Source organism: Archangium sp. Cb G35 (assembly GCF_001896145.1).
GTDB classification, from domain to species: domain Bacteria; phylum Myxococcota; class Myxococcia; order Myxococcales; family Myxococcaceae; genus Archangium; species Archangium violaceum.
The window spans coordinates 126,616-151,985 of record NZ_MPOI01000001.1; the positions used below are offsets into that span (position 1 = coordinate 126,616).

24 protein-coding genes and 1 tRNA gene are annotated in these 25,370 nt (G+C 65.5%); 11 read left to right on the forward strand and 14 right to left on the reverse strand.

The genetic code is table 11. The annotated features are described in order from the left end of the window. The first annotated feature begins 179 nt into the window (after positions 1 to 179). Positions 180 to 518, forward strand: a complete 339-nt coding sequence (locus BO221_RS00530; RefSeq protein ID WP_073558379.1) for a hypothetical protein — start codon at positions 180 to 182, stop codon at positions 516 to 518. Between the two features lie 94 nt (positions 519 to 612). Here the strand turns inward: BO221_RS00530 and BO221_RS00535 are convergent, their stop codons facing one another. The 3 genes from BO221_RS00535 to rpsD all read right to left on the reverse strand — a co-directional run bounded on the left by BO221_RS00535 (position 613) and on the right by rpsD (position 2,955). Further along, positions 613 to 1,440, reverse strand: a complete 828-nt coding sequence (locus tag BO221_RS00535) for a class I SAM-dependent methyltransferase (protein ID WP_073558380.1) — start codon at positions 1,438 to 1,440, stop codon at positions 613 to 615. Between the two features lie 65 nt (positions 1,441 to 1,505). After that, positions 1,506 to 2,126 carry a uridine kinase gene (gene udk, locus BO221_RS00540; RefSeq protein ID WP_073558381.1) on the reverse strand — a complete coding sequence of 207 codons (621 nt, stop codon included), beginning with the start codon at positions 2,124 to 2,126 and terminating at the stop codon, positions 1,506 to 1,508. A gap of 196 nt (positions 2,127 to 2,322) precedes the next feature. After that, positions 2,323 to 2,955, reverse strand: a complete 633-nt coding sequence (gene rpsD / locus BO221_RS00545; RefSeq protein ID WP_073558382.1) for a 30S ribosomal protein S4 — start codon at positions 2,953 to 2,955, stop codon at positions 2,323 to 2,325. Between the two features lie 442 nt (positions 2,956 to 3,397). On the opposite strand from rpsD, the gene BO221_RS53335 reads away from it, so the two are divergent. The 3 genes from BO221_RS53335 to BO221_RS54715 all read left to right on the forward strand — a co-directional run bounded on the left by BO221_RS53335 (position 3,398) and on the right by BO221_RS54715 (position 4,984). Then, the gene (locus BO221_RS53335) at positions 3,398 to 3,958 is read left to right on the forward strand and encodes a hypothetical protein (RefSeq protein WP_143195187.1); all 561 of its coding nucleotides are present in this window, start codon (positions 3,398 to 3,400) and stop codon (positions 3,956 to 3,958) included. Next, positions 3,955 to 4,320, forward strand: coding sequence for a hypothetical protein (locus BO221_RS00555; protein ID WP_073558384.1), 366 nt, complete (start codon positions 3,955 to 3,957; stop codon positions 4,318 to 4,320). The genes BO221_RS53335 and BO221_RS00555 overlap by 4 nt, the downstream gene beginning before the upstream one ends. 558 nt (positions 4,321 to 4,878) lie before the next feature. Next, positions 4,879 to 4,984, forward strand: a tRNA-OTHER gene (locus BO221_RS54715). Between the two features lie 3 nt (positions 4,985 to 4,987). Here the strand turns inward: BO221_RS54715 and BO221_RS00560 are convergent. Together BO221_RS00560 and BO221_RS00565 are read right to left on the reverse strand one after the other, a co-directional pair. Next, positions 4,988 to 6,610 carry a M4 family metallopeptidase gene (locus BO221_RS00560; protein WP_073558385.1) on the reverse strand — a complete coding sequence of 541 codons (1,623 nt, stop codon included), beginning with the start codon at positions 6,608 to 6,610 and terminating at the stop codon, positions 4,988 to 4,990. A gap of 112 nt (positions 6,611 to 6,722) precedes the next feature. After that, the gene (locus BO221_RS00565; RefSeq protein WP_073558386.1) at positions 6,723 to 8,639 is read right to left on the reverse strand and encodes a family 43 glycosylhydrolase; all 1,917 of its coding nucleotides are present in this window, start codon (positions 8,637 to 8,639) and stop codon (positions 6,723 to 6,725) included. A gap of 141 nt (positions 8,640 to 8,780) precedes the next feature. On the opposite strand from BO221_RS00565, the gene BO221_RS00570 reads away from it, so the two are divergent. Then, entirely contained in the window at positions 8,781 to 11,522 is a 2,742-nt protein-coding gene (locus tag BO221_RS00570; RefSeq protein ID WP_073558387.1) for a PQQ-dependent sugar dehydrogenase, read from the forward strand. A 115-nt stretch (positions 11,523 to 11,637) separates the two neighbouring features. On the opposite strand, the gene BO221_RS00575 is transcribed toward BO221_RS00570, so the two are convergent. The 3 genes from BO221_RS00575 to BO221_RS00585 form a co-directional block, all read right to left on the reverse strand. Continuing rightward, the gene (locus tag BO221_RS00575; RefSeq protein ID WP_073558388.1) at positions 11,638 to 12,180 is read right to left on the reverse strand and encodes a hypothetical protein; all 543 of its coding nucleotides are present in this window, start codon (positions 12,178 to 12,180) and stop codon (positions 11,638 to 11,640) included. Positions 12,181 to 12,557: 377 nt separating this feature from the next. Further along, positions 12,558 to 13,103: a MarR family winged helix-turn-helix transcriptional regulator gene (locus BO221_RS00580; protein WP_233165560.1), complete on the reverse strand. Its 546-nt coding sequence runs from the start codon at positions 13,101 to 13,103 to the stop codon at positions 12,558 to 12,560. A 6-nt stretch (positions 13,104 to 13,109) separates the two neighbouring features. After that, a complete protein-coding gene (locus BO221_RS00585) occupies positions 13,110 to 13,796 on the reverse strand; it encodes a Coq4 family protein (RefSeq protein WP_073558389.1) in 687 nt (228 codons plus the stop codon). 250 nt (positions 13,797 to 14,046) lie between these two features. Between BO221_RS00585 and BO221_RS00590 the strand changes: the two genes are divergently transcribed. Beyond that, a complete protein-coding gene (locus BO221_RS00590; protein ID WP_073558390.1) occupies positions 14,047 to 14,613 on the forward strand; it encodes a hypothetical protein in 567 nt (188 codons plus the stop codon). 149 nt (positions 14,614 to 14,762) lie between these two features. Here BO221_RS00590 and BO221_RS00595 read toward each other — a convergent pair whose 3' ends face one another. From BO221_RS00595 to BO221_RS00615, 5 genes are read right to left on the reverse strand one after another with little or no spacing between them, the layout of a single operon-like run. Then, positions 14,763 to 14,945, reverse strand: a complete 183-nt coding sequence (locus BO221_RS00595) for a hypothetical protein (RefSeq protein ID WP_073558391.1) — start codon at positions 14,943 to 14,945, stop codon at positions 14,763 to 14,765. Between the two features lie 39 nt (positions 14,946 to 14,984). After that, positions 14,985 to 15,170: a hypothetical protein gene (locus BO221_RS00600; RefSeq protein ID WP_073558392.1), complete on the reverse strand. Its 186-nt coding sequence runs from the start codon at positions 15,168 to 15,170 to the stop codon at positions 14,985 to 14,987. Between the two features lie 39 nt (positions 15,171 to 15,209). Beyond that, positions 15,210 to 15,395 carry a hypothetical protein gene (locus tag BO221_RS00605; RefSeq protein WP_073558393.1) on the reverse strand — a complete coding sequence of 62 codons (186 nt, stop codon included), beginning with the start codon at positions 15,393 to 15,395 and terminating at the stop codon, positions 15,210 to 15,212. After that, complete coding sequence (locus BO221_RS00610; RefSeq protein WP_073558394.1) at positions 15,388 to 15,567, reverse strand: hypothetical protein; 180 nt, start codon at positions 15,565 to 15,567, stop codon at positions 15,388 to 15,390. The genes BO221_RS00605 and BO221_RS00610 overlap by 8 nt, the downstream gene beginning before the upstream one ends. Before the next feature lie 25 nt (positions 15,568 to 15,592). Continuing rightward, positions 15,593 to 17,035 (reverse strand): radical SAM protein, encoded by a 1,443-nt coding sequence (locus BO221_RS00615; protein WP_073558395.1) that lies wholly within the window; start codon positions 17,033 to 17,035, stop codon positions 15,593 to 15,595. 458 nt (positions 17,036 to 17,493) lie between these two features. On the opposite strand from BO221_RS00615, the gene BO221_RS00620 reads away from it, so the two are divergent. The 5 genes from BO221_RS00620 to BO221_RS00640 all read left to right on the forward strand — a co-directional run bounded on the left by BO221_RS00620 (position 17,494) and on the right by BO221_RS00640 (position 24,425). Beyond that, positions 17,494 to 18,432 carry an efflux RND transporter periplasmic adaptor subunit gene (locus BO221_RS00620; protein ID WP_073558396.1) on the forward strand — a complete coding sequence of 313 codons (939 nt, stop codon included), beginning with the start codon at positions 17,494 to 17,496 and terminating at the stop codon, positions 18,430 to 18,432. Continuing rightward, on the forward strand, positions 18,429 to 19,388 hold the full coding sequence (locus tag BO221_RS00625) for an efflux RND transporter periplasmic adaptor subunit (RefSeq protein ID WP_073558397.1): 960 nt from the start codon (positions 18,429 to 18,431) through the stop codon (positions 19,386 to 19,388). The genes BO221_RS00620 and BO221_RS00625 overlap by 4 nt, the downstream gene beginning before the upstream one ends. Continuing rightward, complete coding sequence (locus BO221_RS00630; protein ID WP_073558398.1) at positions 19,378 to 21,606, forward strand: peptidase domain-containing ABC transporter; 2,229 nt, start codon at positions 19,378 to 19,380, stop codon at positions 21,604 to 21,606. Before BO221_RS00625 ends, BO221_RS00630 begins: the two co-directional genes overlap by 11 nt. Positions 21,607 to 21,650: 44 nt before the next feature. Then, entirely contained in the window at positions 21,651 to 23,267 is a 1,617-nt protein-coding gene (locus BO221_RS00635) for an NADP-dependent glyceraldehyde-3-phosphate dehydrogenase (protein ID WP_073558399.1), read from the forward strand. Between the two features lie 162 nt (positions 23,268 to 23,429). Beyond that, positions 23,430 to 24,425, forward strand: a complete 996-nt coding sequence (locus tag BO221_RS00640; protein ID WP_073558400.1) for a zinc-binding alcohol dehydrogenase family protein — start codon at positions 23,430 to 23,432, stop codon at positions 24,423 to 24,425. On the opposite strand, the gene BO221_RS00645 is transcribed toward BO221_RS00640, so the two are convergent. Next, a complete protein-coding gene (locus BO221_RS00645; RefSeq protein ID WP_073558401.1) occupies positions 24,422 to 25,363 on the reverse strand; it encodes a LysR family transcriptional regulator in 942 nt (313 codons plus the stop codon). The two genes, BO221_RS00640 and BO221_RS00645, sit on opposite strands and share 4 nt — an antisense overlap. Positions 25,364 to 25,370: the final 7 nt, after the last annotated feature.

Sequence of the window (25,370 nt, forward strand, 5' to 3'; positions counted from 1 at the left end):
CGGCTGTTGTTTCTTGCTTTATCAAGACCTGGTGCTCGGATGATGAGCGGGCCTTCATCCGGCAGACCTACTGAGTTGCTTCAGTATGTCTATTCTTGAAATGGTTTATGGATTGCGACTCCAGGTGATTCCCGTCATCCTCGCAGTCAAAGACATTCACGTCTTTGGAGGAAATCACCATGCGCAAAACCGCTCTTCGTGCTGTTCTTGCCGTGACCGCCGTCGTCACCATCGCGGGCCTCGCCGTCTCATCGGGTGCCGCGTCCGCCACCCCCTCGGTCAACTGGGAGGCGGGCCTGACGTTCTACGGCGACAACTTCAGGACCCCCGTGGCGAACTTCCCCAACCCCGACGGCGGGTGCCATCCCTTCCCGGCCACCGCTGATGCCCTCGTGGGATGGAGCAACTTCGAGAACGTGATTGCCTACCGGAGCGAGGACTGCAGCGGATATCAGATCCGGCTGGGCACGCTGAGGACGTTCCGGCCGGGCGAGTTCGCGAGCTTCAGCGCCTATTGAGAAACCACGACAGATGGGCGTCACTGGTGGGGCGCCCATCCGCCGCGGCACATGCGCGTGCCGTATGGAGGGGGGTGGCGAGTCTTCGCGCTCCTCATTCGGGTTTGCGGCCCGAGACGATGGGGACGTGCCACACAGCGTACTGCGGCGGAGTCTCGATCGCGGAGATCAGGCTATTGAAGCCAGTGGTGACCTCGGCGATGGAGCGTCCACTCGCCTCGGCCAGAGGCTTCACATAACCATCCCGCCAGGCCTTGAGGATACCGGCGAAGGTGGCGCGTGGCACGCGCAGCGTGTCCACGGTGATGTAGTCCATCGCGATGTCGCGATATCCAAACCGCTCCAGCAATGGCGGAGAGTGGCGGCCAATGCGGACATCACAGGCGGTCTTGCGCGCGAACGCGCCCATGATTTCGTTCCAGAATCGATCTGGATCGAAAGAGCCATCCGGAGGCACGGGCATGTGCAACATGCCGTAGTCCTCGGACAACAGGTGCAACCACCCCCCGGGCTCGAGCACCCGGGTGATCTCGGCCAGCACCTGTGGAAAGTCGGGCACGGCTTGCGACATGTGGCGGCACACCACGAGCCCGAAGCTGGCATCGCCCTGCTCGAGCGCGAAGGCATCACCCCGTGCGTAGCGGATCCGCCCTCCGAACACATCTCCCTGCCGCGCGATGGCGAGGTTCGACTCGAGAATGTCGATGCCCAGCACTTGCGCTTGCGGATAGCGGGAGGCCAGCCACCGGGTGATCTGGCCGGTGCCACAGCCGAGATCGAGAATGTTCAGCGGACCTGACAAGCCATAACGTTCGAAGAGGTGCCGTTCCTGCGGCCAGATGGCCTCGGCCTGATGCGCGAGCGTCCGCGCCATCGACTCGTCGGCCATCTGCTCCGCCTGCGGGTTGCGAGCCTGGTCCATTCCGCGTTTCTACACCGATTTCCCACGGCGCCTGGAGCGAGGGCGGGCGTGGTGCGCCGTCATCGTCAACTCTGTTGCAGAAGGAACTGGAGACGGCCCGCGATGACATCCAGGGCCTGGGTGTTGCCTCCTCCTTCGGGAACGATCAGGTGGGCATGCTGCCGGGAGGGCTCCACGTGGAGCCGATGCATGGGACGGACCGTCTCGAAGTACTGCCGCTCCACGGACGCCAGGTCGCGATTCCGCTCCTGGATGTCTCGTTTGATGCGCCGCATGAGCCGTATGTCGTCGTCGGTGTCCACGAAGATACGAAGGTCGAACTCGTCTCGCAGCCGGGGCTCACAGAAGAGCAGGATGCCCTCGGCGATGACGATGGGTCTCGGCTCCAGCTTGAACACCCCCCGGGTGCTCGTATGTTTCTTGAAGTCATAGTCCGGGCACTCCACGGCCCGGCCATGCTTGAGTTGCCGGAGGTGGCCTACCAGCAGCTCATTGTCCAGTGCGGCGGGTTCGTCGAAATTGACGCGTGCAATCTCCTCGCGCGTCTGATGCGAGCGATCGAAGTAGTACCAATCGTGACGGATCAACACCGCCTCTCGATTGAGCGCTCCAATGAGCTTGTCGGCCAGGGTGGTCTTGCCACTCCCCGTGCCGCCTGCGATTCCAACCATGAAGGGCACAGCCATGTCGGGCCTCCCGGGGGTTCAACGAGCGCCAGGGTTGGGGCACGGCGACAGGCCTTCGACATCGAGCCAGCGCATGGCGCCTCCTCCCGCAGCATGCCCCAGATTCCGCGGAGGGGTGAACAAGAGGGGAGGTGGCGATTCGTTCAGAACTGAAATAAAGTTCCGGGGGGGGCCGCCCATGCGCTGAGCCGCGCGCTCAGACGCGCTGCGCGTAGAACTCCACGATGAACGCCACGTTGAGCGTGACGGGAATCTCGTCGCGCTCGGGCTCGCGCACGGAGCGCACGCCCGCGCCGCCGTCGAGCACCTCGAGGTAGCCCGGCACCTGACGGCCCTTCATCCGCTCGAAGCACTCCTTCACGATGGGCAGCTCCCGGTGCGAGGGAGAGAAGCGCACCTCGGAGCCCACCTTCACCCGGAAGCTGCCGATGTTGGTGCGCCGCCCATTCACCAGCAGGTAGCCATGGCGCACGAACTGGCGCGCCTGGCGGATGCTCGTGGCCAGCCCCGCGCGCAGCACCACCACGTCCAGCCGCTGCTCGAGCAGCTGCAGCAGCACCGTGCCCGTGTTGCCCGGCGAGCGGCGCGCCTCGAGGAAGGCCTTGCGGCACTGCGCCTCCAGGAGCCCGTAGTACAGCTTGAGCTTCTGCTTCTCGCGCAGCCGCTGCCCGTAGTCGCTCACCGAGGGGCGCGCCGTCGCGCCGTGCTGCCCGGGCGGGTACGGCCGGCGCAACACGGGATCCTTGTCCGGGTCCTTCGCCGTGATGTTCGACAGCGCCACCCCCAACCGCCGGCACACCCTGCCCCGAGCTCCCGTATTCCGCGCCACGTCTCGTTCCTCCTACCCGGCGGTCGTCGCCAAGTTGAAATTGATAATGAGTATCAATATCAACTACACGAGACTTCCGGTCGCGTCAAGGGAGGGAGGGGCGGAAAAAAGAAGGGGCGGGGAGCACCACTGCGGAGCCTTCGACGCGTCCGGACGGCGATCGGACCACCGGCGGCGGGTTCGATTCCCGCCGCTTCCAGTAGAGGTTGCCCGCCGCCTTGAGTCCGCCGTTTACGGCAACGCTGAGATCGTGGGCCGCTTCCTCGACTCCATGAGGTAGGCCAAAACGACTGAGCGTTACGTGGGGTACCCCCTGTGTCAGGGTAGTTGATGCCTGGAGTCACCTCCAGGAAACCACTTCCACCAGGGTCGGGACCTGAGAAACCCAGGAGGATGGGCCACTGAGTCCCGATTTCTCCGCCCTCTCCGGGAGCGGGACGGGGTGAGGGGCCGGAAGGACGCCCGCCGCTCACGTCGGAGGTTTGGTTCCTCCAGTGAAGCCATTCTAGAGTCGCTACTAGGTAGTGCCGGGCCAGGAGCCAACACATGGGGATTCCATCCACTCCATCGATCCATCGCGAAGGACGGGGCGGATGGTTTTCTGCTCGTCAGTCTCGAAGGATATCCTTACTGGGCAGATGCCATTGGCCAGATTCCCTTCGCGGTGGATACATACAAATCCAAGCTTGAAGAGATGGGAGATAAGGACAAGGCCATCATTCAAACAATCAAGACGGGCATCAAGCATGGCGACGGCTCGATCTTCTTCACCACTAAAGATCCTACGAACAACTACGACAACTTCATGGTGCTGAGAGGGGCGCTCTGGGCCGCCAACAATCACCGCTTCACCAAAACGGAAACAGAGGTTTCCGCCGGATACGGAGAGAGGGTCACGCTCACGAAGATCAGTGTCCACTACCAGTTCCGGGACATGAATGATTTGAAGAAGCCCATCACCCACCTCCCACTGAGCAAGTATGGCGTGTGGAGAAAGAAATGAAGAGAAGGCTTCTGCATCTTTTCATCCATGCGAGTGCCACGGCGGTATTCCTCGTGCTCGGCTTCATCGCCTTCTCCTTCCATGAAGAAGTCCGTGGACGGCCGCCGGCCAGAGGGGTCTCCCTTGGGATCACCATGGAACTGATCGTGATGGCCCACCTGGTACTCAATCTCATGATGGCGCTCGTGCCTCGGATCTTGCTCAAGGTGGCGGGAGTCGTCGTGTTCGTCGCCACGACATTCTACTATCTGCTTCCCGAGCATCCAGTCAGGGCCCTTTTCCTGGCAGTGGCTGGCGCGAGCTGCTGCCTCTTGGCCATTCTGCTCTGTAGCCGTGTCCCCCTTCGAGCCCGGATTGGGTGAACGAAGTGGCTCCGGGGCAGGTTTCAGGGGATTCGAGGCGGCAGTAGCATGAAGCGTCAGTGCCAGTAGACAACTCTTCTGTCGAGCTTGCGCAGTTGAGCCGGCGTCATGCTCCGTCAACAGGGAGCTGTCGCGCCCGATTCATCTGGCCAATTAATGTTAGGATATTGAGCAAGGCGGTCATCTACCCTGACACAGGGGGGGCCGCGCCCCACCTCGCTGGCATCCGCCAGCAGCGTGGCGAGGTTGTCCCTCACCGCCTCGTACAGCACTGTCCTCTCCGGCTGCCTCCGCCGGTAAGCCCACCCGAGCTCCTCCTCCTGCCCCTCCCCAGCAATACCTCGCCAGGGCACACGCTAACATCAGCCTCCCACTGGTCTCCGTGGAGCCCCTGGCTGCTTGTGGGTTCGAGGCCTACGAAAGCAGGATGCGGAGGAGGGTCGCAGCCCGCGCCGGATTGCCCCCTTCCTGGGCATCCTGGGCCGCCGCGACGTGCTTTGCTGCATTGCTACAGCAGACCCGCGCTGGAGCGCTCTCAACGCAGCTCGGCGCGGGGTAGGGCACGGCGTAAGCGGCTGGAACTCCTACGAAAGCCGCTCTCGACCGTTCTGGAGCGCTCTGGCCGGAGGCCTCCGGCCGCGGGTTCGATTCCCGCCGCCTCCCAGGCTCAGTTCACGTTCACCGCGGACCAGGCGGCGGCCACGGCGCTGACCTGGGCGCTGTTCGCGCCATGGAGGTCCGACGCGGCGGCGAGGGTGGCCTCGCGCGCCCCCGCGTAGTCGGTGGACGAGGTCATGTACACCGTGAGGGCGCGGTACCAGATCTTCCCGGCCTCGAGCCGGCCGATGCCCGCGTGCGACGAGCCATCACAGGTGGGGCTGGCCGGGCCAGTGGCGGGGTTGGAGCCCTCGGCCAGCAGGTAGAAGAAGTGGTTGGCCACGCCGCTGGAGTAGTGCACGTCGAGCGACGCGAGGCTGGGGGACCAGCAGTCCGGCGACTTGCCGTCCAGGGAGGGCTTGTGCATGTAGCGCAGCGCGTCCCCCGGCGTCCCCGGGGTGTAGATGGTCTCTCCGATGAGGTAGTTGCCCGGGTTCTGCGAGGTGTTGGCGTAGTACTCCACCAAGGAGCCGAAGATGTCGCTGGTGGCCTCGTTGAGCCCGCCGGACTCGCCCGAGTACGTGAGGCCCGCGGTCTGGCTGGTGATGCCGTGGGTCATCTCATGGCCCGCGACGTCCAGCGAGGTGAGCGGGGAGAGGATGCTGCCGTCCCCATCGCCATACGTCATGCAGAAGCAGAGGTCGTACCAGAAGGCGTTGTTGTACTTGTCGCCGTAGTGCACGCGGCTGTAGCCCATGCGGCCCGCGCCGTCGATGCCGTCACGGCCATGGACGTCGTGGAAATAGTCATACGTCGTCTGCTGGCCGAAGTGCGCATCCACCGCGGCGGATTGGCGGTTGCCCGGCGTGCCATCACCCCAGACGTTGTCTGAGTCCGTGAAGACGGTGCCGGGCAGCAGGAGCGGGGGCAGCGGAAGCGCGTCGCCCACGATCGGAATCGAACCGAGGTTGTTCATGTCCGTCGTGTAGAAGCCTCCGCCCCGCGTCGTGTCGCGCAGCGTGTAGCCCCCGAGCAGCGCCGGGCTCGTCTGGAGGGACACCTGCCCCGAGTAGAGCGACTTGCCCGTGCCCGCGGTCGTGTGGACGGCGTCCCATTTGCCCCGGATGGCGCCCGTGGTGGCGTCCACCAGCACGTGCAGCTCGGAGGGAGTCTGGTCCGGCTGGTAGCCGTCGAGCACCACCTCGTAGGCGAGCGCGGGCTCGTGGCCCTTGCGTGCGTCCACCACCAGCTTCGCGGTGCGCGGCCCACTCAGCGTCCCAACGAAGGCCGGCCGGGCGCGCAGGGCGGCCCCGGACGCATCCAGCGTGGGACGGCTCGCCACGGACGCGAGCGAGGGCTGGCCCGCCAGACCGGAGCCTCGTGCGTCCGCGCCTCCGCGCTGGTGGACGACCATGTCACCACCAATGACCCGCAGGCCCTGCCAGGTCCGCTCGAGCCGGACATGCTCCGTCCCGTCGTCATCCACCAGCACCGTGCGCGCGGACAGCGCCTCGGGAGCCGCTACCCCCAGCTTCGCCCCCTCGCGCATCACCCGCGAGACCGCGCGCTGGACGGCCGCCGTGCGCTCCGAGCCCTCGGCCAGCTCACGAGTGGAGGTGACACGCGTGCTGCCCGAATCGCCGCAGCCCCACAGGGTCAACGTGACGAATGCCGCGGGAAGGATGAGCTTCATCGGATTCACTCCTGGAAGAGGGGTAGGGCGCCCTCGGACATGGAAAAGACGGGACACCCTGAATTGCGACGAGGAAGCCCTCCTGGATCTCCCGTGGGTATTTTTCGCGAACTCAGGGCGCCTGGATGTACCAGCGCTGGCAGTCCGCACCCCAGTAGGGCCATTGGATGACGTCCGCGCCATCCGCCGTGGAGCACCCCGCCACATCCAACGCCTTGCCGCTGTGCCGGGCCAGGAGCCGGAAGCTCGCGCCGTCGTCCGTGCGCTCCAGCAGCCACTGCTGGCAGTTGGCACCCGAGTAGGGCCACTGGATGACGTCCGCGCCATCCGCCGCGGAGCACCCGCCGACGTCCAGCGCCTTGCCGCTGTGGGCCGCCAGCAGCATGTAGTAGCCGGCCCCCACGTGCTGCAGACGCCACTTCTGGCAGTCCCCGCCGTTGTAGGGCCACTGGATGACATTCGCTCCGTCCGCCGCGGAGCACCCGCCGACGTCCAGTGCCTTGCCGCTGCTCTTGGAGATCAGCCGGTAGGTGCCATCGGCGATCGCGCCTCCCGCGAGGGTATTCACGGGGAACACGTCGATGCTGTCGAACTCGGCATAGTGTTCCTTCTTGGTGAAGCGCAGCCTGTTGGTGCCCGCGAGCAGCTGCACCCGGGCCGTGGCGTTGCCCCACTGGTTCCACCCCGAGTACGCGATGAAGAAGTCCGTACCCGGGCCGCCGTTGACCGAGAGCGTGTGCACCGCCCACGGCCCTCCCGTGGTGCCATTGCCCGTGCGCGCGGCGACGATGTACTCGCCCGCGCGGGGAACGGAGACGGTGAACTCCACGTAGCTCGACGTGGAGTCGATGTAACCGAGCTTGGACCCTTCGGAGGCGGTGGTCTCGGCCACCGCCCGGGGGCCATTGGCGAAGGCGGCCCGCTCGGCCTCGTAGTGGCTCCGGCTCGGCTCGCCGGAGGGCAGCGGGATGGGCTGGTTGGGATTCGCCGGCGCACCGAGGTTCGGGGTGTTGTCCGCGTTCCAGGTGAAGCGTTGGGCGCGGATGTTCCGGGTCCACCCGGCGCCCTGCCAGCGTGCGGTGTGGTAGACGATCCAGTCCTCCGTCCCATCCATCGACTTCGTGAAGGAGTGGTGCCCCGGGCCGTACAGGCCGTTGCCACTGCGGAAGATGGGGGTGGAGCGCTTCGTCCAGGAGGCGGGGTTGAGCAGATCCGTGCCCACCCGCGCCGTGATGAGCCCCAGGCAATAGTTGTCCGTCCAGCTGCCACTGGCCGAGTACACGAGGCTGATGACGCCATTGCGGATGATGACCTGCGGCCCCTCGTTCACCTGCGGCGAGGTGTTGGTCTCCCACGCGTAGGTGGGGGTGGAGATGCGCACCCGGGCCGAGCTGAGGGTCCACGGGCTGCTCATGCGCGCGATGTAGAGGTTCTGCCGGTCGTTGACCGTGCCCTCCCAGCCGGACCACAGGAAGTACTTCTCGGAGCCCACCATGAGGACGGTGCCATCGATGGCCCAGCGGTTGGTCGGGTCGGTGATCTGCCCCTTGTTCGTCCAGGTGCCCTGGAAGGGGTCGGCGCTCGCGTTCTCGAGCACGTACATGCGGTGGTTGGCGTTGTCACCGTCGTCCGCCGCGTAATAGACGTACCACTTGCCATCGAGGTAGTGGATCTCCGGTGCCCAGAGGCCCTTGCTGCCAGGGCCCGACGCTGGCGGGAACCAGATGGTCTTCCGCTCGCCCGTATCGACACCGGTGAGCGTGCGCGAGCGCCACAGGGTCACGTCCCCGCCCGTCGTCTTGGTGAAGTAGTAGTAGCCGTCCGAGTGCCGGTATGCCCAGGGATCGGCACCGTCCTGCATGAGCACGTTGTAGAAGCCGCCCGCGGTCAGCGGGCGTTCCAGACCGGCCGCGGCGGTGCCCGAGTCAGCGGGGCTCTCGTCCGTTCGTGGCTCCTGCGGCCCACAGCCCCACGAGGTCAGTGCGAGCAGGGTGAGCACCACCGTGCGCGCGTGCGTGTGTGTTCCCATTCGAATCTCCATTCTTTTATTTCAACTGGAATATCTGGGATTCCAGTATCATTGTGAATATTAAAAGTCCCGCTCGAATCCTCCACGAGGTGTGCTGGGAGGTACTGATGCCGCACTCCGTGTGCGCTAGGGTTTCGCGTCATGCGTGCCCCCCTCCTGTTCCCCCTATTCGTGTTGTTGTTGTCCTCACCCGCCTGGGCCACGGTGCCCACCGGCTTCTCGGAGACGAGTTACACCTCCTCCTCGCTGAATTCCGCCACGGGCATTGCCTGGGCACCGGACGGCTCGGGCCGCCTGTTCATCACCATCAAGAACGGTCCGGTCCGGGTGGTGACGATGAAGGACGGCGTCCCGGAGACGCAGCCGGGAACCAACACGCTGGTGACGCGCCTGTTCGCGACGGAACCCCAGGTCCACACCAACAGCGAGTGTGGCGTCATCGGCATCGCGTTCGACCCGAACTACGTGGTCAACCGCTACGTCTACCTCTTCGTCACCGTCTCCGCCTCCGAGCAGCGCATCGTCCGCTACACCGACGCCAACGGGACGGGCACCGCGCGCACGGAAGTCATCACCAGACTACCCACCGTGGGCGCCAACCATGACGGTGGAGGACTCGGCTTCGGGCCGGATGGACTGCTCTACTGGGCCATTGGCGACCTGGGCAACGGCACCGGCGTGAACGCGGATCTGACGTCACTCGCAGCTAAGGTGAGCCGCGCCAACCTGGATGGCACTCCGGCCAACGACAACCCGTTCAACGACGGCGTGGGTCCCAACGACGAGTACATCTGGGCCCGAGGTTTCCGCAACCCGTTCACCATGACATTCCAGCCGGCCACCGGGCAGCTGTGGGTCAACAGCGTGGGGACCGGCTACGAGCAGGTCTTCGTCGTGAACAGGCGTGGCCATGCTGGCTACTCCGACTACGAGAACAACCAGCCTCTCATCAACGAATACATCACGCCCGTCATCAAGTACCGCACCAACAACATCGACACGCGCGGCCTCGCCACGGTGGACGGGAGCGGAGTCGAGATCGGGGCGGTGCGCAGCGGCGGTGTCACCACCTTCACCACCTCCGAGCGGCATGGTTTCCGCAAGGGTGAGAAGATCCTCATCGAAGGGGTGCCGGATGCAAGCTTCAACGGCGAGCGCTACATCACCAGCGCTCCCAACGACCCCAACGCCACCACCTTCACCGTGGCCCAGCCGGGGCTGCCCGATGCGCGCAGCGGCGGGGGCACCGCGAAGACGAGGCCCCTGGGTGGCTCCATCACCGGCGGTACCTTCTACGACGCCACGCTCTTCCCGCCCGAGTTCCGCGGCAACTACTTCTTCGGTGACTACAACTCCGGTCAGGTGACGCGTGCCACGTTGGCTACGGACAACTCGGTGGAGACGGTGGCCGAGTGGGGCACTGGCTTCTCCTCGCAGGTGGACATGGCCGTGGGGCCTGATGGCGCGCTGTACACGCTGGGGAACACCGGCGGCACCCTGCGCCGCATCACCTCGTCGGCGTCCGGGCAGAAGCTGGTGGTGTCCGGGCTCCACCTGCGCGTGGTGGAGGGTGGACGCGCGGTTTTCACCGTGCGGCTGGCCGAGGCGCCCACCGCGCCTGTCACGGTGCGGGTGACGCGGTCGGACGGCTCCGAGGACCTGAGCATCGCCGGCGATGCCACGCTCACGTTCTCCCCGGCGGACTGGAGTGTGCCCCGGGTGGTGACGCTCGCGGCGGCGGAGGATGCGGATGCCCTCGCGGACACCGCTACCTTCATGGTGACGTCGGAGGGACTGGGGGACGAGCCGGTGGTGGTCACCACCATCGACAACAACTCTTCCCGGTTGGTGCTGTCCTCCGCTCGGGTGGACATTCCGGAGAACAACACCGCGACCTTCGACGTGTCGCTGTCCAAGCGGCCCACCGGGAATGTCACCGTCACCGTGGCGCGCACGCAGGGCGACGAGGACATCACCGTGCAGGACGGAGCGACGCTCGTGTTCACTGTCGCCAACTGGAACGTCCCGCGGACCGTCACGCTGCGGGCGGACTCGGATGCGGACAACCTGGACGGTGCCGCCACCATCACCGTGGCCGCGCCCGGCCTGGATGCGCGCTCACTGGAGGTGTTCGAGCAGGATGACGAACCGTTGGCTCCAGTCATCTCCTCCACGCCCATCACCACCGCCGTGGTGGGCAATCCCTACCGCTACGACGTGCAGGCGCGGGGGCGGCCGGAGCCGGAGTACTCGCTGGTAGGCTCGGTGCCGGCGGGGATGGCCATCGGGACCACCGGCCTCATTTCCTGGACGCCCACGGCGGCGGGCCCGGTGGAGGTCACGGTGCGGGTGAGCAACGGCGTGGCTCCGGACGCGGAGCAGTCCTTCACCGTCACCGTGAAGGTGGATGAAGGGCCGCGCGCCATCCTCACGCGGCCCGTGGAGGGAGAGCGCGTGTCCGGCAGCATGGCGGAGTTCTTCGGCGACTGTGAGGACGACGTGGGCTGCACGCACGCCGAGTTCTACGTGGACGGCGAGCTGCAATACACGGACACGCGCACGGACAACCACTTCCACTTCGGCGGCGAGCACAACCGTTGGGACACCACGGGGCTGGCGCCGGGTGGGCACCTGGTGCGCTTCGTCGTGGTGGACACCACGGGGATGCAGGGCCACGCAGAGGTGAAGGTGTGCGTGGGGGAGGGGAGCTGCGAGCTGCAGCAGCCGGACGCGGGCACGGATGGGCCGGATGCCGGGACAGGCCAGCCTTCCCCCGTGGTCGGCGACGGGGGCTGCGGCTGTGGTGCGGCTCCGGTGGCGCCCCTCGCATGGCTGGTGCTGGGAGCGCTGGCGCTCCGGCGGAGGCGGGTGCGCGAGGACTGATTCCGGGCGCGAGCGAGATCCTCGCCTCGTGGGCCGGAACGCCGCCCTTGAAATGGAAGAGCCTGGCAACCCTTCTTCGGATTGCCAGGCTCTTCGTTGAGTTCGAGGCGGAGGGTCAGCGAGCCGTGCTGTTCTTGATCAGCTGGTCAAAGACCTCGATGACCCGTTCACCTGCATTCCATGTGGCGGCGGTGAAGCTGGCCTCCTTGCCTAGCTCGGCAAGGGATGAGTCGTTGGTGTTGTGACCCAGGAGCTTGGCGAACAGGGCAATGCCGAGCTGTTTCTGGTCCTGCTCGATATCGATGTTTCCTGGGTGGAAGCCGAGAAGGGCACCTCTGGAGAAGAGATAATAGCCAGCGGGTGGTCTTCCCTGGATGTCAGGATTCAGGCCCGCAACCTTCAACTGGAGTCCGACATAGAGTCGTATGCCGGGCGTCCAATCGACCACCGACAGATCCATGACCCCGAGACGCACAGGCGGGCTGTGGAAGAGCCCGTAGCGGGCACTGATGATCGGCGGCATCTTCTTGACTTTGTCGCCGGCGCGGATGAGCGCGTATGGGGCCGATATGAACTTGGGGAAATCTTCCTGGGTGATGGTCTGGACGAGTTGCGCCGGTTCCTGTACCGGCGGCTGCTTCGCGAGTGCGGACTGCATGGGGTTCCTCCGGGGTTTCGTGTGTGGCCCGGAGTTCCGAGCGGTTATCCCTGGTCGATCCGACAGGGCGTCCCTGTAAAGTCATACATAAAACGAGGCCGTCAAGGTTCGCTGGTTCCTTCCTCGCGCGTCAGCCCAAAAGTCCAATGAAGTCAGGTGTTTGTGAGCGGATGGACTCAGGGCGCTCCCCATTCCCGACGCTCTCGGGTGAGGCAGGGGATTGGTGGGGCGCCCTCGCCACATATGTGCGATGAGGAGGTGTTGTGTGTGGTGGCGTGGGTACAGGAGGACTAGGTTCCAGCGGCGTGTTGTCCAGCGTGAGGTCCGAGGAGCCAAACTGCGGCTCCAACCGACCCATGGTGAGCGGCCGGTGATAGTCACTTCTTCCGGCCGCTGCTCGCGGCTGGTACGCGTCTCCGCCGGGTGGGCCGCCCCTCCTCGTCTTCCAGTCCCTCGTCGGTGGACGAGGGCGCATGTTGCTCCAGCGCGCCGAGCGCACGCTCCATGAGCTCCAGCGCGTGGCCCAGTTCCTTCAGCTCCGCCGCGGAGGCGCTCGCGAACTGGGCGGCCAGCTCACCGGTCAGCGCCTTCCGGACGTGCTCGCTCACCGCCAGTCCGGCCTCCGTCAGCACCATGCGGAGCCGCCGCCGGTCGTCGGGCTCGGGCTCGCGCCGCACATAGCCCTGCCGCTCCAGGCGATCGAGCATTCCGGTGATGACGGCCGGCGTGACCATCAGCCGCCGCGCCAGGAGTCCGGGCGAGGAGATTCCCCGCTGGATGGCATAGAGCATGGTGAGCTGGCGCAGACTCAACTCCCCGCTCAGCTGGTTCGCCTGCACGCTCGCGGCGGCCCAGCGCTGGAGGCGGGACATCAGCAGCAGTGCGCGCTCCGCGTGCTCGATGGGGGGATTGCTCCGGGCCATCGCTGCCTACCCGTTCGCGGGGGCGCACAGCCGCGCGCGCAGCGTGGCCACGGGGGTCTCCCAGTGCTCCTCGAACCAGAAGTCGAGGAACTGCGGGGACGCACGGCCACGGCGATACGCGGCCCATGCCCGCCGCAGGTACTCGGACCGCCCGACGCCGGACTGCGGCTCCTTGAGGAGTCCGAGCGTGCCGTTCAGCAGGACGAACATCGTCGTCCGGAGCCCCAGGTTGCCCAGGCAGTACGCCTGCAGCTCCATCTCGCCCACCACGTCCGTGCCGTAGCCCGTCAGGACGTGCAGCAGATCATGCGTCTCGCGGTAGCGCTTGGAGAGGTATTCGATGTCGCTCTTGAGCTCGAGCGTCGTCTCGAAGGGGAAGATCTTGTTGTCGCGGAAGTAGCGCGCGAACTGATGGCCGAGCGATTCCTCGGGCAGGCGCTCCAACGCGGCCAGGTCCAGCTCCTTGCCCTGCAGGGAAGGGCGTTTGGACAGCAGGCGGCGCCCCTCCTCGCCGCGCTGGAGCCGCTGGGCGATCGAGGCGTAGACGTTGACGTTCAGGCTCAGGTTGAACGTCTGGCCGGCGGTGGGATTCCCCGCGTCGTGCTTGAGCACCTTCAAGCACTGGCTCGCCACGCGCAGGCGGGTGAACAGGGGGGCGTTGTCAGGGAGGGACAGGGTCTGGGCAGCGCTCATGGAGGTCCTTTCCATCGTAAATAGTATATGGAGTAAACCATCTGGGCAACGTGTACCCGGGGGCAGCGTGGTGACAGGAGTCACCACCGGAGAGGGGAGTCACCAGGGGTCCCAGCCCTCCAGGAGCTCCGGTTCCCGGTGTCTTCCGAGGGAAACCGGGCACTTCCGAGTCCAACCCGGGGCCTGCGTGCCGCTGGCACGTCTCCTGCTTTGGGTCGTGGCAGGTTCACTTCTTCAAAAGGAAATCACCATGGGTAAGCTCCGCGGCATCTCCGGTCCTGGGTTCACGCCTCCTGCGCGCTCGCTGGACCAGAAGCCCGTCACCGTCTACCGGGTGGAAGGGCCGGACAATCAGCGCGTCTCCATCAACCCCCAGGGCAACGCTCACGTCTCGAAGTCCTTCGACAGCGCGACGAACGAGAGCAAGCCGGGCCTCTACAAGAAGCCCATGGAGTACCAGGATCGCGCCTTCCTCAACTTCGGGGACCGCGTCCGCGCCGAGGAGTTCCTCGCCGTCCGTCACGATCAGGGTCATCGCCAGACGGTGATGAAGGCCTTCGACGTTCCGCACGACACCTTCGAGCAGGTCCGCAAGTCCTCCGTCCCCGAGAGCGCCGCGCGCGTCCCTGGCAACGAGCACCGCCCCATCCGGGTGGATGTGAACAAGGGGGACAACCAGTTCGGCCTCAACTGGAAGTCGCTCCAGCTCGTCAACTCCACCGCCATCCCGGGCAGCGGCCGGGTGGTGCAGCAGAAGCCCGACATGCTCATGCACCCGGACGTCTCCGCTGCCTTCCAGGATCTCTTCAAGCCGTAGTGCGCGCGGCGTGCGTGGGCCGGCGCCGCGGGGCGGCGAAGACGTCCTGTGACTCGTCAGCCGTGTCCCCAAGGGGACCACACGTCGTGCCCGTACCGCGGCCGTGAGGTCCCCTGGGGTTCATGTCCAGGGATGCCTGGACGGTCCAACTAGCCCTTGCCGCCGCAACCCGCGACGGTGTTGCAGCCCTGGTTGGTGGTGGTGTCGCAGTCGATGTTGAGGCCAATGGTGCTGTCCGCCACGCCACCGGCGACGGTGTCGAGCGTGGCGTCCTCCAGCTCGGCCACTTCGATGGACTTCGGGGACTCGGTCTTCTCCAGCTTGTTCGTCATGTGTGTGCTCCTTGGGGGGTGAAACACTTGTGAGGTGGACTAGCCCTTGCCGCCGCAACCCGCCACGGTGTTACAGCCGACGTTGGTGGTGGTGTCGCAGTCGATGTTGAGGGTGCCGCCGATCTCCACGGCCACGCCGCCCGCGACGGTGTCGAGCATGGTGTCCTCCAGCTCAACCACCTCGATGGCCTTCGGGGACTCGATCTTCTCCAGCTTGTCAGACATGTTCTGCTCCTTGGGTGGTGAAACGACTCGAGAGGTGGACTAGCCCTTGCCGCCGCAACCCGCGACGGTGTTGCAGCCCTCGTTGACGGTCTTGTCGCAGTCGATGTTGAGGCTGCCGCTGATGTCCGCGGCCACGCCACCGGCGACGGTGTCGAGCATGGTGTCTTCCAGCTCGACCACCTCGACGGCCTTCGGGGACTCGATCTTCTCCAGCTTGTCAGACATGCGTGCGCTCCTCTGGGGTTGAAACACCTGGGTTGGTGGTGGGGATGGAAGGGCAGTTGTCCTTGAACAGGTCCGAATCCAGCCCACCCACGGCGAGGTCGAGCAGGGCATCGTCCAGCTCGATCACCTCGGAGCGCTTGGGCGGCTCCGGCTTCTCCAGCTTCTTCGGCATGCGTTTTCTCGAGGGCCCGGGGGGTTCAGCGCGTCATCGCCGGGACTTCGCGGACCTTGCAGTTGTCGTGGTACTCCAAGGTCTCCAGCATCTGCCGCTTGGCGTAGCGCCGGGTGGGGATGCACGGCGACTCATTGGTCTGCATGCGGACGAGCGGGCAGGAGATGCCCTGGCACTGCGGCAGCATGATGCACTTCTGGCATTGGCTGTCCGACTCGAAGGCGGGCTCGGTCCACAGGCCCATCCTCTCCGCGTTCAGATTCAGCTCACCGGACGGCTGGAGCTGGCCCACGATGTTGCGCTCGTCCGTGTCGAGAACGACGGTGCACTTCATCACCTTTCCCGTCGCTCCGATGATGAGGCTGTAGGGACGGGACGCGTAACACACCTGCGAGCCCGGCAGGTTCTTGCCTCGGAGCGTCTCGACGTTGAAGCCACGCTCCTGCGCGGCGGCCTTCAACATGGCGGCGGTGTCGAAGCCGCTGCTTCCACACACCTCGAGGTTCTCGTCGTTGGCTCCTCCCCACTTGCCCACCGGATGGAAGTGGAAGCGGAAGCGGGAATCGGCGCCGACCTCCGCCTTGAGCGCATCCATCAACCGGGGCACGTGGGGATGGTTCGTCGGGTCGAAGTTGACGCGCAGCAGGATGCCGAAGTCCTCCTCGCGGCGCGCCATCGCCGTGATGTTGTTGAAGATGGTCTGGAAGGTCTCGCTGCCATCACGGGCGGGCCGGCTCTGGTTGTGGTTCTCCGGCGGACCATCGAGGGTGATCTGGAAGTGGTTCACCTTCCAAGACAGCAGCTTGTCGGCGGCCTCCGGGGTGAGCAGATAGCCGTTGGTCGTCATGGCGCTGCTGTAGCGCACGCCGTGCCGCGCAGCGGTCTCCGCCACCCAGGGGGCGATGTCCTCGATGGCGGAGAAGCCATAGAGCGGCTCGCCTCCGAACCAGTCGATGTGCAGGTTACGCAGTTGCGCCATCTTCTTCTCGAGCATCTTCTTGATGCCCGTGCGCACCAGCGGGTGCATGGTGCCGTGCTCGAACTTCTCGTAGCAGTAGCGGCAGCGGAAGTTGCAGTCCTCGGACGACAGGAGGATGAGCTGCAACGTGTCCGAGCGGTACTGCTGATGGCCAAAGAGCATCCGGAACTGACGCAGCTCGTTGGTGCCCTTCTCGATGAGGATGCCCCGGTCCACCAGGTACTTCACCAGGTCCCGCTGAGGCGCCTGGAAGCCCTTCTGGCTGAGCATGCCGACGATCTCCGCCGACTGCTCCGGCTTGAAGACACTCATGGAGCCCCGCAGCGTGTTCCAGATGATGAGCCGCCCATCCGACGCCGAGGTCCGGATGTTGTACCGGGAGGGGACCCAGTGCTTCACGCCCGCCTCATTCTGCTGCGAGGCCGGAGCCAGGGCGCGTCCATCCAAGGGAGACTGCTTCAGGAGATTTGCCTTGCTGGTCAAATCCATGTGTCGGAGCTCTTCCTTCCGGGAATGAAGACAGACGCCCTGATGGCGCGTCAGTGAAAGAGCTTCTACCAGCGCCCGTCAGAAGAATGAAAGTGATTGGGCGGGGAACGGGCTCCTCGTAAGGCCCCGCACCGAGCGGTCATGCACGCAATGCTGGTCTTGCTTTTCCGCCGCTGGCGACTGGGAAAAGACTGTTCACCGAGTGACGTGCCGTGGAGTGACTTGTCACTGCTGACCTGTCTGGAAATCGAGCATTTGCAATGTAATGAATAGCGGCCGCTCGTCCAGCAGGCGTGGGGACGAGCCCTTCCTGGAAGGTCCGTGGAGAGTTCAATCACAGACACGGCGCATGCCGATGGATGAAAATCCGGGTAGCCTGAGCGCGGCTCGCTGATGTGTCTTTCCGTCGGCGTTCCCTTCTCGTCATTGTCTCGTCATTGACTGTCTGGAACCTCGCGATGTCCTCTCGCTACTTGATCGGCGGGCTCTGTGGATTGGTGGCCATGGGCCTGGGGGCCATGGCCTTGCGAAAAGTGGAACCCACGCGTGTGGCGTCCGCCGCGCCACGGCCGGAGTTCCCGGACCGGGCCTCGTCGCTCCGGGAGTCCGAGGGAGCCAAGGATGGCTTCGTGGGCATCATCCTTCCCGAGGCGACGGTGGACATCGCCTCGCGCATCGAGGGGCGTCTGGCTTCGGTGCGCCGCCAGGTGGGGGATACGGTGGAGCGCAGCGAGGTGCTGGCCACCCTCGATGGGGAAGCGCTGCGCAAGGACATCCTGGTCGCGGAAGCTCAACTCCAGGCCGCCCAGGTGGAGACGGAGATCGCCAGGATATCCCTCGCGGAGGCGGAGGAGCGCCACAAGCGGTTGGAGGAGACGGCGTCGCTCGGCCTGGGAGCCGTTTCGAAGGAGGAGGTGGCCACGGTGCGCTACGCCCACCAGGTGGCGGCCGCCCGGCAGGACGCGGCCCATGCCAAGGCCCGTGAGAGTCTGGCCCGCCTCGAGCGGCTCCGGCAGGATCTGAAGGAAGCGGAGCTGCGCGCGCCCTTCGCGGGAGTGGTCGCGAACCGCTTCGTGGACCCAGGCGCGCTGGTGAAGCCGGGGCAGGTCCTCTTCCACCTCTTGCGGATCGGCGAGCAACGCGTGCGCTTCGCCGTACCGGAAGCCCAGGCACGCCAACTGGCCGTGGGCCATGAGGTCCGCATCGTGCTGCAAGCCCAGGGACTGGAGCTCTCCGGACGCGTGTCCCATCTCTCTCCCGAAGTGGATGCCGCGGCCCGGGTGGTGCTCTGTCTCGCGTCACTGGACCAGGTTCCGGATTCGCTCCAGGTGTCCTCGGGAGCCGTGGTCCGGGTCTTTCCCGTCTCCGGGATGACCGCGCGCCGGAGCGTTCCATGAGCCAGCCAGAGCGTTCCAGTCAGCCCTCCTTCTTCCGGCAGAAGGCCTTGGAGTACCACCAGAAGGGAGGGGCGCAGGAAGGCGACGTGCTCCACCTCTCGCCGGTATGGATGAAGCGGGCCTATTGGCTCATCATCGCCATGAGCGTGGCGGGGCTCTTCTTCTGCATCGTGGGCTCCTTGTGTGAGTTCGCGTCGGGTTCCGCGGTGGTCCGCATGGTGGGCCGGACGGATCTCACCATGTCCCAGGCGGGGGTCGTGCTCTCGGTGGAGGTCCAGCCGGGGCAACCGGTCGAGGCCGGCCAGACGCTCGTGACGTTCATGGCCGAGGAGGAGCGCAACGCGGTCGCCCGGCTCCGCCAGGAGATCGACGCGCAGTTGGTGCGCTTCATGAGGGATCCCCTGGATCAGTCGGCGCGCCAGTCCCTCACGGCCTTGAACGCGGAACTGGAGCATGCGCGGGCCCGGCTGGAGGCACGCACGCTCAAGGCCCCCTTCGCGGGAGTCCTGGGAGATGTGCGGGTCCAGCCCGGGCACTATCTCGCCCCGGGAGCGCGTGTGCTGTCCATTCACCGCGCGGATGCGCCCACCTTCCTGATGGCCTTCCTTCCCGGCCATTACCGGCCCCTGCTCAAACCGGGCATGCCCTTGCGCGTCGAGCTGGAGGGCTTCCGCTACGAGTACCAGGATTTGATCATCGATTCGGTCGCGAGCCAGATCATCGGCCCGGACGAGCTGCGGCGCTTCCTGGGGCCGGACCTGGGAGACGCGGTGAAGCTGGAAGGGCCCATCGTGCTGGTGAAGGCCCGGATTCCCGAGTCTCACTTCGTCAGCGAGGGACAGTCCTTCAACTACTTCGATGGCATGCCCGCGAACGTGAGGGTCCCCGTGCGCATGGAACCGATCTGGACCCTCATGGTGCCCGGCTGGAGGGGGTTGTTCTCCCATGGAAGTTGAATCCAATCAAAAGCTGGTCGAGCGCTTCCCGGCGTTGAGGCACCTGCGGCCCCGGCGGGGCAGGCGGCGCATTCCGGAGCTTCGTCAGATGACGGCCACGGACTGCGGGGCCGCGTGCCTGGCGATGGTGTTGGCCTATCACGGGCGGGAGATGCGCCTGGACGACGTGCGCGAGGCCATCGGCACATCCAGGAACGGAACGACGGCGAGGAACCTGCTGGAAGGAGCGCGAGCCCTGGGCCTGCGCGCCCGGGGCGTCTCCCTGGACATGGATCGGCTGGACTATCTCCAGCCGGGTTCCATCCTTCACTGGCGCTTCGCCCACTTCGTGGTCTTCGAGAAGCTGGGCGAGGATTACGTCCAGTTGGTGGATCCCGCCCTGGGCCGGCGCAGGGTCTCGATGGAGCAGTTCAGCCAATGCTTCACCGGGCTGGCGCTCCTGCTGGAGCCGGCCGAGAACTTCCAGATCGGCAACTCCAAGCGGCGCTCCTCCCACCGCTATCTCCAGCTGTTGTCGCGGCAATCGGACACGCTGGGACGCATCCTGGTGTTGTCCCTGCTGCTGCAACTCCTGTTGCTGGCCACCCCGATGATGATGGGGATGGTGGTGGACCGGGTGGTGCCGCGAAAGGACTACCACCTGTTGCTGACGCTGGGCCTGTCGCTGGGCAGCCTCGGCCTCTTCCAGTTCATGGCCATGGTCATCCGTGGGCACGTGCTGTTGGAGTTGAAGACCCGGCTGGACTCCTGGATGACCCTGGGCTTCCTGGGCCATCTGGTCGAGCTGCCCTGTTCGTTCTTCCAGCTGCGCCCCGCGGGCGATCTCGCCATGCGCATGAATCTCCAGTCGAAGGTCCGGGAGATCCTCTCGTCCTCGGTGCTCTCGGCGGCGCTGGATGGGGCGCTGGTCCTGGTCTACATCCTCGTGCTGTTCAGCGCGGACGTGATGATGGGGTCGCTGGTGCTGGTGATGGGTGTCCTGCAGGCGCTGTTCTTCCTCGTTCCCCGGCGCTGGCAGCGCAGCCTGCTGGCCCAGAACCTGGAGCTGGAGGGGAAGAACCAGAGCTATCAGATGACGGTGCTCACGGGCATGCAGACCCTGAAGGCCTTTGGCGCGGAGCAGCGCATGCTCCAGGGTTACTCCAACCTCTTCGTCGATCTGACGAACGTCAGCCTGGCCCAGGGCCGGCTGTCCATCTGGGTGGAGTCCCTCACGGGCATCCTCCGGCTGATGGCGCCGCTCGTCTTGTTGGGAGTGGGCTCGTACCGGGTCCTCGAGGGGGCGCTCACCCTGGGGGAGATGCTGAGCCTGAACGCGTTGGCGGCGGCCCTGCTGGTCCCACTGTCCAATCTGGTGGGAACCGGTGGTCAATTCCAGTACCTGGGCAGCTACCTCGAGCGCATCGATGACGTGCTGGATACCCCGCCGGAACGTCTGCCCGAGCAGACGGGGTGTCAGGCGGTGCTCAAGGGGGGAATCTCCCTCGACAAGGTCTGCTTCCGCTACTCCGCGTCGGAGCAGCGGGTCATCCATGAGGTGTCGCTGGACGTCCAGCCCGGACAGCTCGTGGCGATCGTCGGACCCTCGGGCGCGGGCAAGTCCACGCTGGCCAACCTCCTGCTGGGCCTGCACCTGCCGTCTTCCGGGCGCATTCTCTATGACGGGAATGATCTGCTCGAGCTCGACCTGCGTTCGGTGCGTGCCCAGGTCGGCGTGGTGCCGCAAGAGTCGTTCTTCTTGAGCTCGTCCATCCGGGAGAACATCACGCTCGGGGATCCGGCCTTGAGCATGGAGGACGTCATCGCCGCGGCGCGGCTCGCCCAGATTCACGACGAGATCGCACGGATGCCCATGGCGTACGATACCGTGCTGGCGGATAGGGGCCTGTCCTTGTCTGGCGGTCAGCGGCAGCGTCTGGCCCTGGCGCGAGCCCTGGTGCGCAAGCCGGTGCTGCTGCTGCTGGACGAGGCCACGAGCGCGCTGGACTCGATTTCCGAGAGCCGGGTAAACGGGGCCCTGGCCGGTCTTCATTGCACGCGGGTGGTCATCGCCCATCGTTTGAGCACCATCCGTCGGGCCGACCTCATCCTGGTCATGGAGGGAGGACAGGTCGTGGAAAAGGGCACCCACGAGGAACTGCTCTCGCGGGGGGGCGCGTACTCGCGCCTGGTGATGGCGCAATTGGAGGGTCCGGCACGGGACTCTTTCGCCGCGTAAGCGGGGCAGGGCGGAAGATAGAGTGGGGGACGAAAGGACCGTCCATGACCCCTCTTGATGACCTCTTCCCCACGGAAGACCAGATCCCCGCGAGCGTGCGGCTCCCGGGGTATATCGAGCAACGCGAGTACCTCGTGGGAGGCGAGCTGCGCATCTGGCCAGGTGACCTCAACGTGGTGCGCAGCCCCGTCTTCGTGAACACGCCCCGGGGGCCGGAGCAGCAGAAGCTCGGGGCCACGCCGTTGCTCACCTCGAAGGAGTCGCTCGACGCCCTGCACGCCGCGGTGAAGGCCTATGACAACGGCCGGGGTGCCTGGCCCTCCATGCGCGTCGCCGATCGCATCGAGCACGTGGAGCGCTTCCTCGTGGCCATGCGCGCGCGGCGCACCGAGGTGGTCAACCTGCTGATGTGGGAGATTGGCAAGACGCAGCCGGACTCCGAGAAGGAGTTCGACCGCACCATCGATCTCATCGTCGAGACGATCCGCGCGCTCAAGGAGCTGGATCGCTCCGCGTCCCGCTTCGTGCAGGAGCAGGGCATCATGGCGCAGATCCGCCGGGCGCCCTTCGGCGTGGCGCTGTGCATGGGTCCGTACAACTACCCGCTCAACGAGACGTTCAGCACGCTCTTTCCCGCGCTGCTGATGGGCAACACCGTGGTCTTCAAGCCGGCGAAGTTCGGCGTGCTGCTCATCCGCCCCCTGCTCGAGGCCTTCCGCGACAGCTTCCCGCCGGGTGTCATCAACGTCATCTACGGCCGGGGCCGCGAGACGGTGGGTGCACTGATGGAGAGCGGGCTGGTGGACGTCTTCGCCTTCATCGGCACCAACCGGGGCGCCAGCGAGCTCAAGCGGCTGCACCCGCGTCCGCACCGGCTGCGCGCCGTGCTCGGCCTGGACGCGAAAAACCCGGGCATCCTCCTGCCGGACGCGGACCTGGATAACGCGGTGAAGGAGTGCATCACCGGCACGCTGTCCTTCAACGGCCAGCGCTGCACGGCGCTCAAGTTGCTGCTCGTGCACCGCAGCATCGTCGAGCCCTTCCTCGAGCGCTTCTGCGCCGCGGTGGAGCGCTTGAAGCCCGGCATGCCCTGGACGCCGGGCGTCTCGCTTACGCCCCTGCCCGAGCCGGAGAAGACCTCGTACCTGCGGGGCCTGGTGGACGACGCGGTGGCCAAGGGCGCCCGGGTGGTCAACCCCAGCGGGGGACGCACGAACCAGTCGTACTTCTCACCCGCGGTGGTGTACCCGGTGACGGCGGACATGCGGCTGGCGTCCGAGGAGCAGTTCGGCCCCGTGATACCGGTGATGGTGTTCGACGAGGACGAGGAGGTGGTGCGCTTCGTCGTCAACTCCCAGTTCGGTCAGCAGCTGAGCATCTTCGGCCGGGATTCGGCGCGCATCGGCCGTCTCATCGACGCCTTCTCCAACCAGGTGGGCCGCATCAACCTCAACTGCCAGTGCCAGCGCGGCCCGGACACGTTCCCCTTCAACGGCCGCAAGGACTCGGCCGAGGGCACGCTGTCGGTGGCGGATGCCCTGCGGGTGTTCTCCATCCGCACGCTCGTCGCGGCGAAGACGACGGCCGAGAACACCACGCTCGTGAAGTCCATCCTCACGCGCCACGAGTCGGACTTCCTCTCCACCGACTTCCTCTTCTAGCCGCCTTCGTGCACGAGGCCCTCTCCGGCGGCGGGAGGGGGCCTCTGTCGTAAACCGGTGGTTTACTCTGAATCAAAGCCGCTCCAGCTTCTTGGTCCTCCGCCAGTGGCTATCCTGATTTCGTTGAAGCGACACGTGCTTCAAGAAGCCAGGAGAAACCCCATGAAAGCCCTCGCCTATACCAAGGCCCACCCACTGACCGATTTCCAGATCAAGGACCTGGAGGTTCCGCGTCCGGCGCTGAGACCTCATGATGTCCTGATGGAGGTGAAGGCCTTCTCGATCAATCCGGTGGACTACAAGGTTCGCGGAAGCCGGACCCTGCCGGACGGCGAGCCGGTGATCCTCGGGTGGGACGCGGCTGGAGTCGTCGTCGAAGCCGGACCCGAGGCCAAGGGCTTCAAGGTGGGCGACGAGGTCTACGGCGCCGGTGACCTCACCCGGGCGGGCTCATATGGTGAGCTGTATGCGATCGACTCCCGGATCATCGCCCGGAAGCCCCGGTCGCTTTCGTTTACCCAGGCGGCGGCCTTGCCCCTCACCGCGTTGACCGCATGGGAGGCGCTGATCGCGAGGCCCGAGCTCGAGCTCGGCCGTGGTTCGTCCGTCCTGGTCATCGGGGGAGCCGGCGGCGTGGGGTCGATCGCGATCCAACTCCTGAAGCAGAAGACCCAGGCGAAGGTGATCGCGACCGCCTCCCGCTCCGAGACCATCGAGTGGTGCTCACGAATGGGCGCGGACGCGACGATTGATCACCGGAAGGATCTGGAGAAGGAGCTGGAGCGGATCGGCATCAAGGAAGTGGATGCGATCTTCAGCACCACCCATAGCGACACCTATGCGGGGGTGTTCCCCAAGATCCTGCGGCCCTTCGGAAATCTCAGCCTCATCGATGATCCGAAGACCTTCGACATCGTGCCCTTCAAGAGGAAGTCCATCTCGGTTCACTGGGAGCTGATGTTCACGAAGACCCTCCTCAGCTACCGGTTGGAATCGCAGGGCGAAATCCTGAAGGAGCTCGCGCAGCTCGTGGACGAGGGGAAGATCAAGACGACCGCGAACACGATTCTCAAGGGCGCGACCGCCGAGCATCTCCGGTTCGCCCACGAGATGGCCGAGCAGAGCAAGGGCGTTGGAAAGATCGTCATCGAGCGCTAGAGGAACCTTCTCGACTCCTCGATGAACATCTCGAAGACGGCGCGAATGCGGGCCGACTGCATTCGCCCGGCCGAGCTGACCAACCAGATGTCGCCCGCGTTTGTCAGGGGAAACTTCGGCAGCACCTCGGCCAGCGAGCCGTCCTCGAGATACCGCTTCACCGCCCATTTCGAGCGGACGATCAATCCATGGCCCCCAAGGCCCAGTTTCGTGACCAGCTCGCCCTCATTGGTCGCGAGACGCGGCTGTCCCATCACGTCCGCCAATGAAGTTCCGGTTTTCGCGAACTTCAGCCCCAGGTGATAGTTCATGCAGAAAACCGGATGATTCTTGATGTCGCTCAGCGCCTTGAGCGGGGCGGCCGACTTCAAATACGCGGGCGAAGCACACAGGACGATGTCGTTCGTTCCAAGTTTCCTGCCGACCATGGATTGGGCCGTCAGGTTTCCGATCCGGAACGCGAGGTCGATGTTGTGCTCGATCAAATCCAGAACGCTATCCGTCGAAATGAGCTCGATTCTCAGGCCCGGATGCTTCCTCTGGAACGTGACGAGCAGCTCTCCAACGAAGGTCATCGCCATGCTGTAGGAGCACGTCACCCGGACGACGCCCTCCATTGGAGAGGCATTCGAGAGCTGTGCCTCGAATTCCCGCACATGCTGGAGAAGTTGGAGCGCGTGACCGTAAAGCTGTTCGGCTTCAGGTGTCGGCGCCAGGCGCCGCGTGCTCCGTCTGAAGAGACGGTAGTTGAGCCTTGCCTCGAAAAGTCCGAGGCGCTTCGCTACCGCGACCTTCGAGACCTCGAGCCTTTTCGCCGCCGCCGTGAAAGAACCGGCCTGATAGACGGCGACGAAATTCCGAAGGTCATTCAGGTCTGTTTCCTGCATCGAATGATCGTTAGCCGCCGGTTGACGCCCGGTCAATCCGGCGGCCGTCATCCGAGGA

Coding starts and splice junctions, on each gene's coding strand:
- udk (WP_073558381.1), bottom strand. CDS start 2,126: ATGGCTGTGCCCTTCATGGTTGGAATCGCAGGCGGCACGGGGAGTGGC.
- BO221_RS00625 (WP_073558397.1), top strand. CDS start 18,429: ATGAGCCAGCCAGAGCGTTCCAGTCAGCCCTCCTTCTTCCGGCAGAAG.
- BO221_RS00630 (WP_073558398.1), top strand. CDS start 19,378: ATGGAAGTTGAATCCAATCAAAAGCTGGTCGAGCGCTTCCCGGCGTTG.
- BO221_RS00535 (WP_073558380.1), bottom strand. CDS start 1,440: ATGGACCAGGCTCGCAACCCGCAGGCGGAGCAGATGGCCGACGAGTCG.
- BO221_RS00590 (WP_073558390.1), top strand. CDS start 14,047: ATGGGTAAGCTCCGCGGCATCTCCGGTCCTGGGTTCACGCCTCCTGCG.
- BO221_RS00605 (WP_073558393.1), bottom strand. CDS start 15,395: ATGTCTGACAAGCTGGAGAAGATCGAGTCCCCGAAGGCCGTCGAGGTG.
- BO221_RS00530 (WP_073558379.1), top strand. CDS start 180: ATGCGCAAAACCGCTCTTCGTGCTGTTCTTGCCGTGACCGCCGTCGTC.
- BO221_RS00575 (WP_073558388.1), bottom strand. CDS start 12,180: ATGCAGTCCGCACTCGCGAAGCAGCCGCCGGTACAGGAACCGGCGCAA.
- BO221_RS00570 (WP_073558387.1), top strand. CDS start 8,781: ATGCGTGCCCCCCTCCTGTTCCCCCTATTCGTGTTGTTGTTGTCCTCA.
- BO221_RS00640 (WP_073558400.1), top strand. CDS start 23,430: ATGAAAGCCCTCGCCTATACCAAGGCCCACCCACTGACCGATTTCCAG.
- BO221_RS00565 (WP_073558386.1), bottom strand. CDS start 8,639: ATGGGAACACACACGCACGCGCGCACGGTGGTGCTCACCCTGCTCGCA.
- BO221_RS00600 (WP_073558392.1), bottom strand. CDS start 15,170: ATGTCTGACAAGCTGGAGAAGATCGAGTCCCCGAAGGCCATCGAGGTG.
- BO221_RS00635 (WP_073558399.1), top strand. CDS start 21,651: ATGACCCCTCTTGATGACCTCTTCCCCACGGAAGACCAGATCCCCGCG.
- BO221_RS00620 (WP_073558396.1), top strand. CDS start 17,494: ATGTCCTCTCGCTACTTGATCGGCGGGCTCTGTGGATTGGTGGCCATG.
- BO221_RS00555 (WP_073558384.1), top strand. CDS start 3,955: ATGAAGAGAAGGCTTCTGCATCTTTTCATCCATGCGAGTGCCACGGCG.
- BO221_RS00595 (WP_073558391.1), bottom strand. CDS start 14,945: ATGACGAACAAGCTGGAGAAGACCGAGTCCCCGAAGTCCATCGAAGTG.
- BO221_RS00615 (WP_073558395.1), bottom strand. CDS start 17,035: ATGGATTTGACCAGCAAGGCAAATCTCCTGAAGCAGTCTCCCTTGGAT.
- BO221_RS00580 (WP_233165560.1), bottom strand. CDS start 13,103: ATGGCCCGGAGCAATCCCCCCATCGAGCACGCGGAGCGCGCACTGCTG.
- BO221_RS00610 (WP_073558394.1), bottom strand. CDS start 15,567: ATGCCGAAGAAGCTGGAGAAGCCGGAGCCGCCCAAGCGCTCCGAGGTG.
- BO221_RS00585 (WP_073558389.1), bottom strand. CDS start 13,796: ATGAGCGCTGCCCAGACCCTGTCCCTCCCTGACAACGCCCCCCTGTTC.
- BO221_RS00560 (WP_073558385.1), bottom strand. CDS start 6,610: ATGAAGCTCATCCTTCCCGCGGCATTCGTCACGTTGACCCTGTGGGGC.
- BO221_RS00645 (WP_073558401.1), bottom strand. CDS start 25,363: ATGACGGCCGCCGGATTGACCGGGCGTCAACCGGCGGCTAACGATCAT.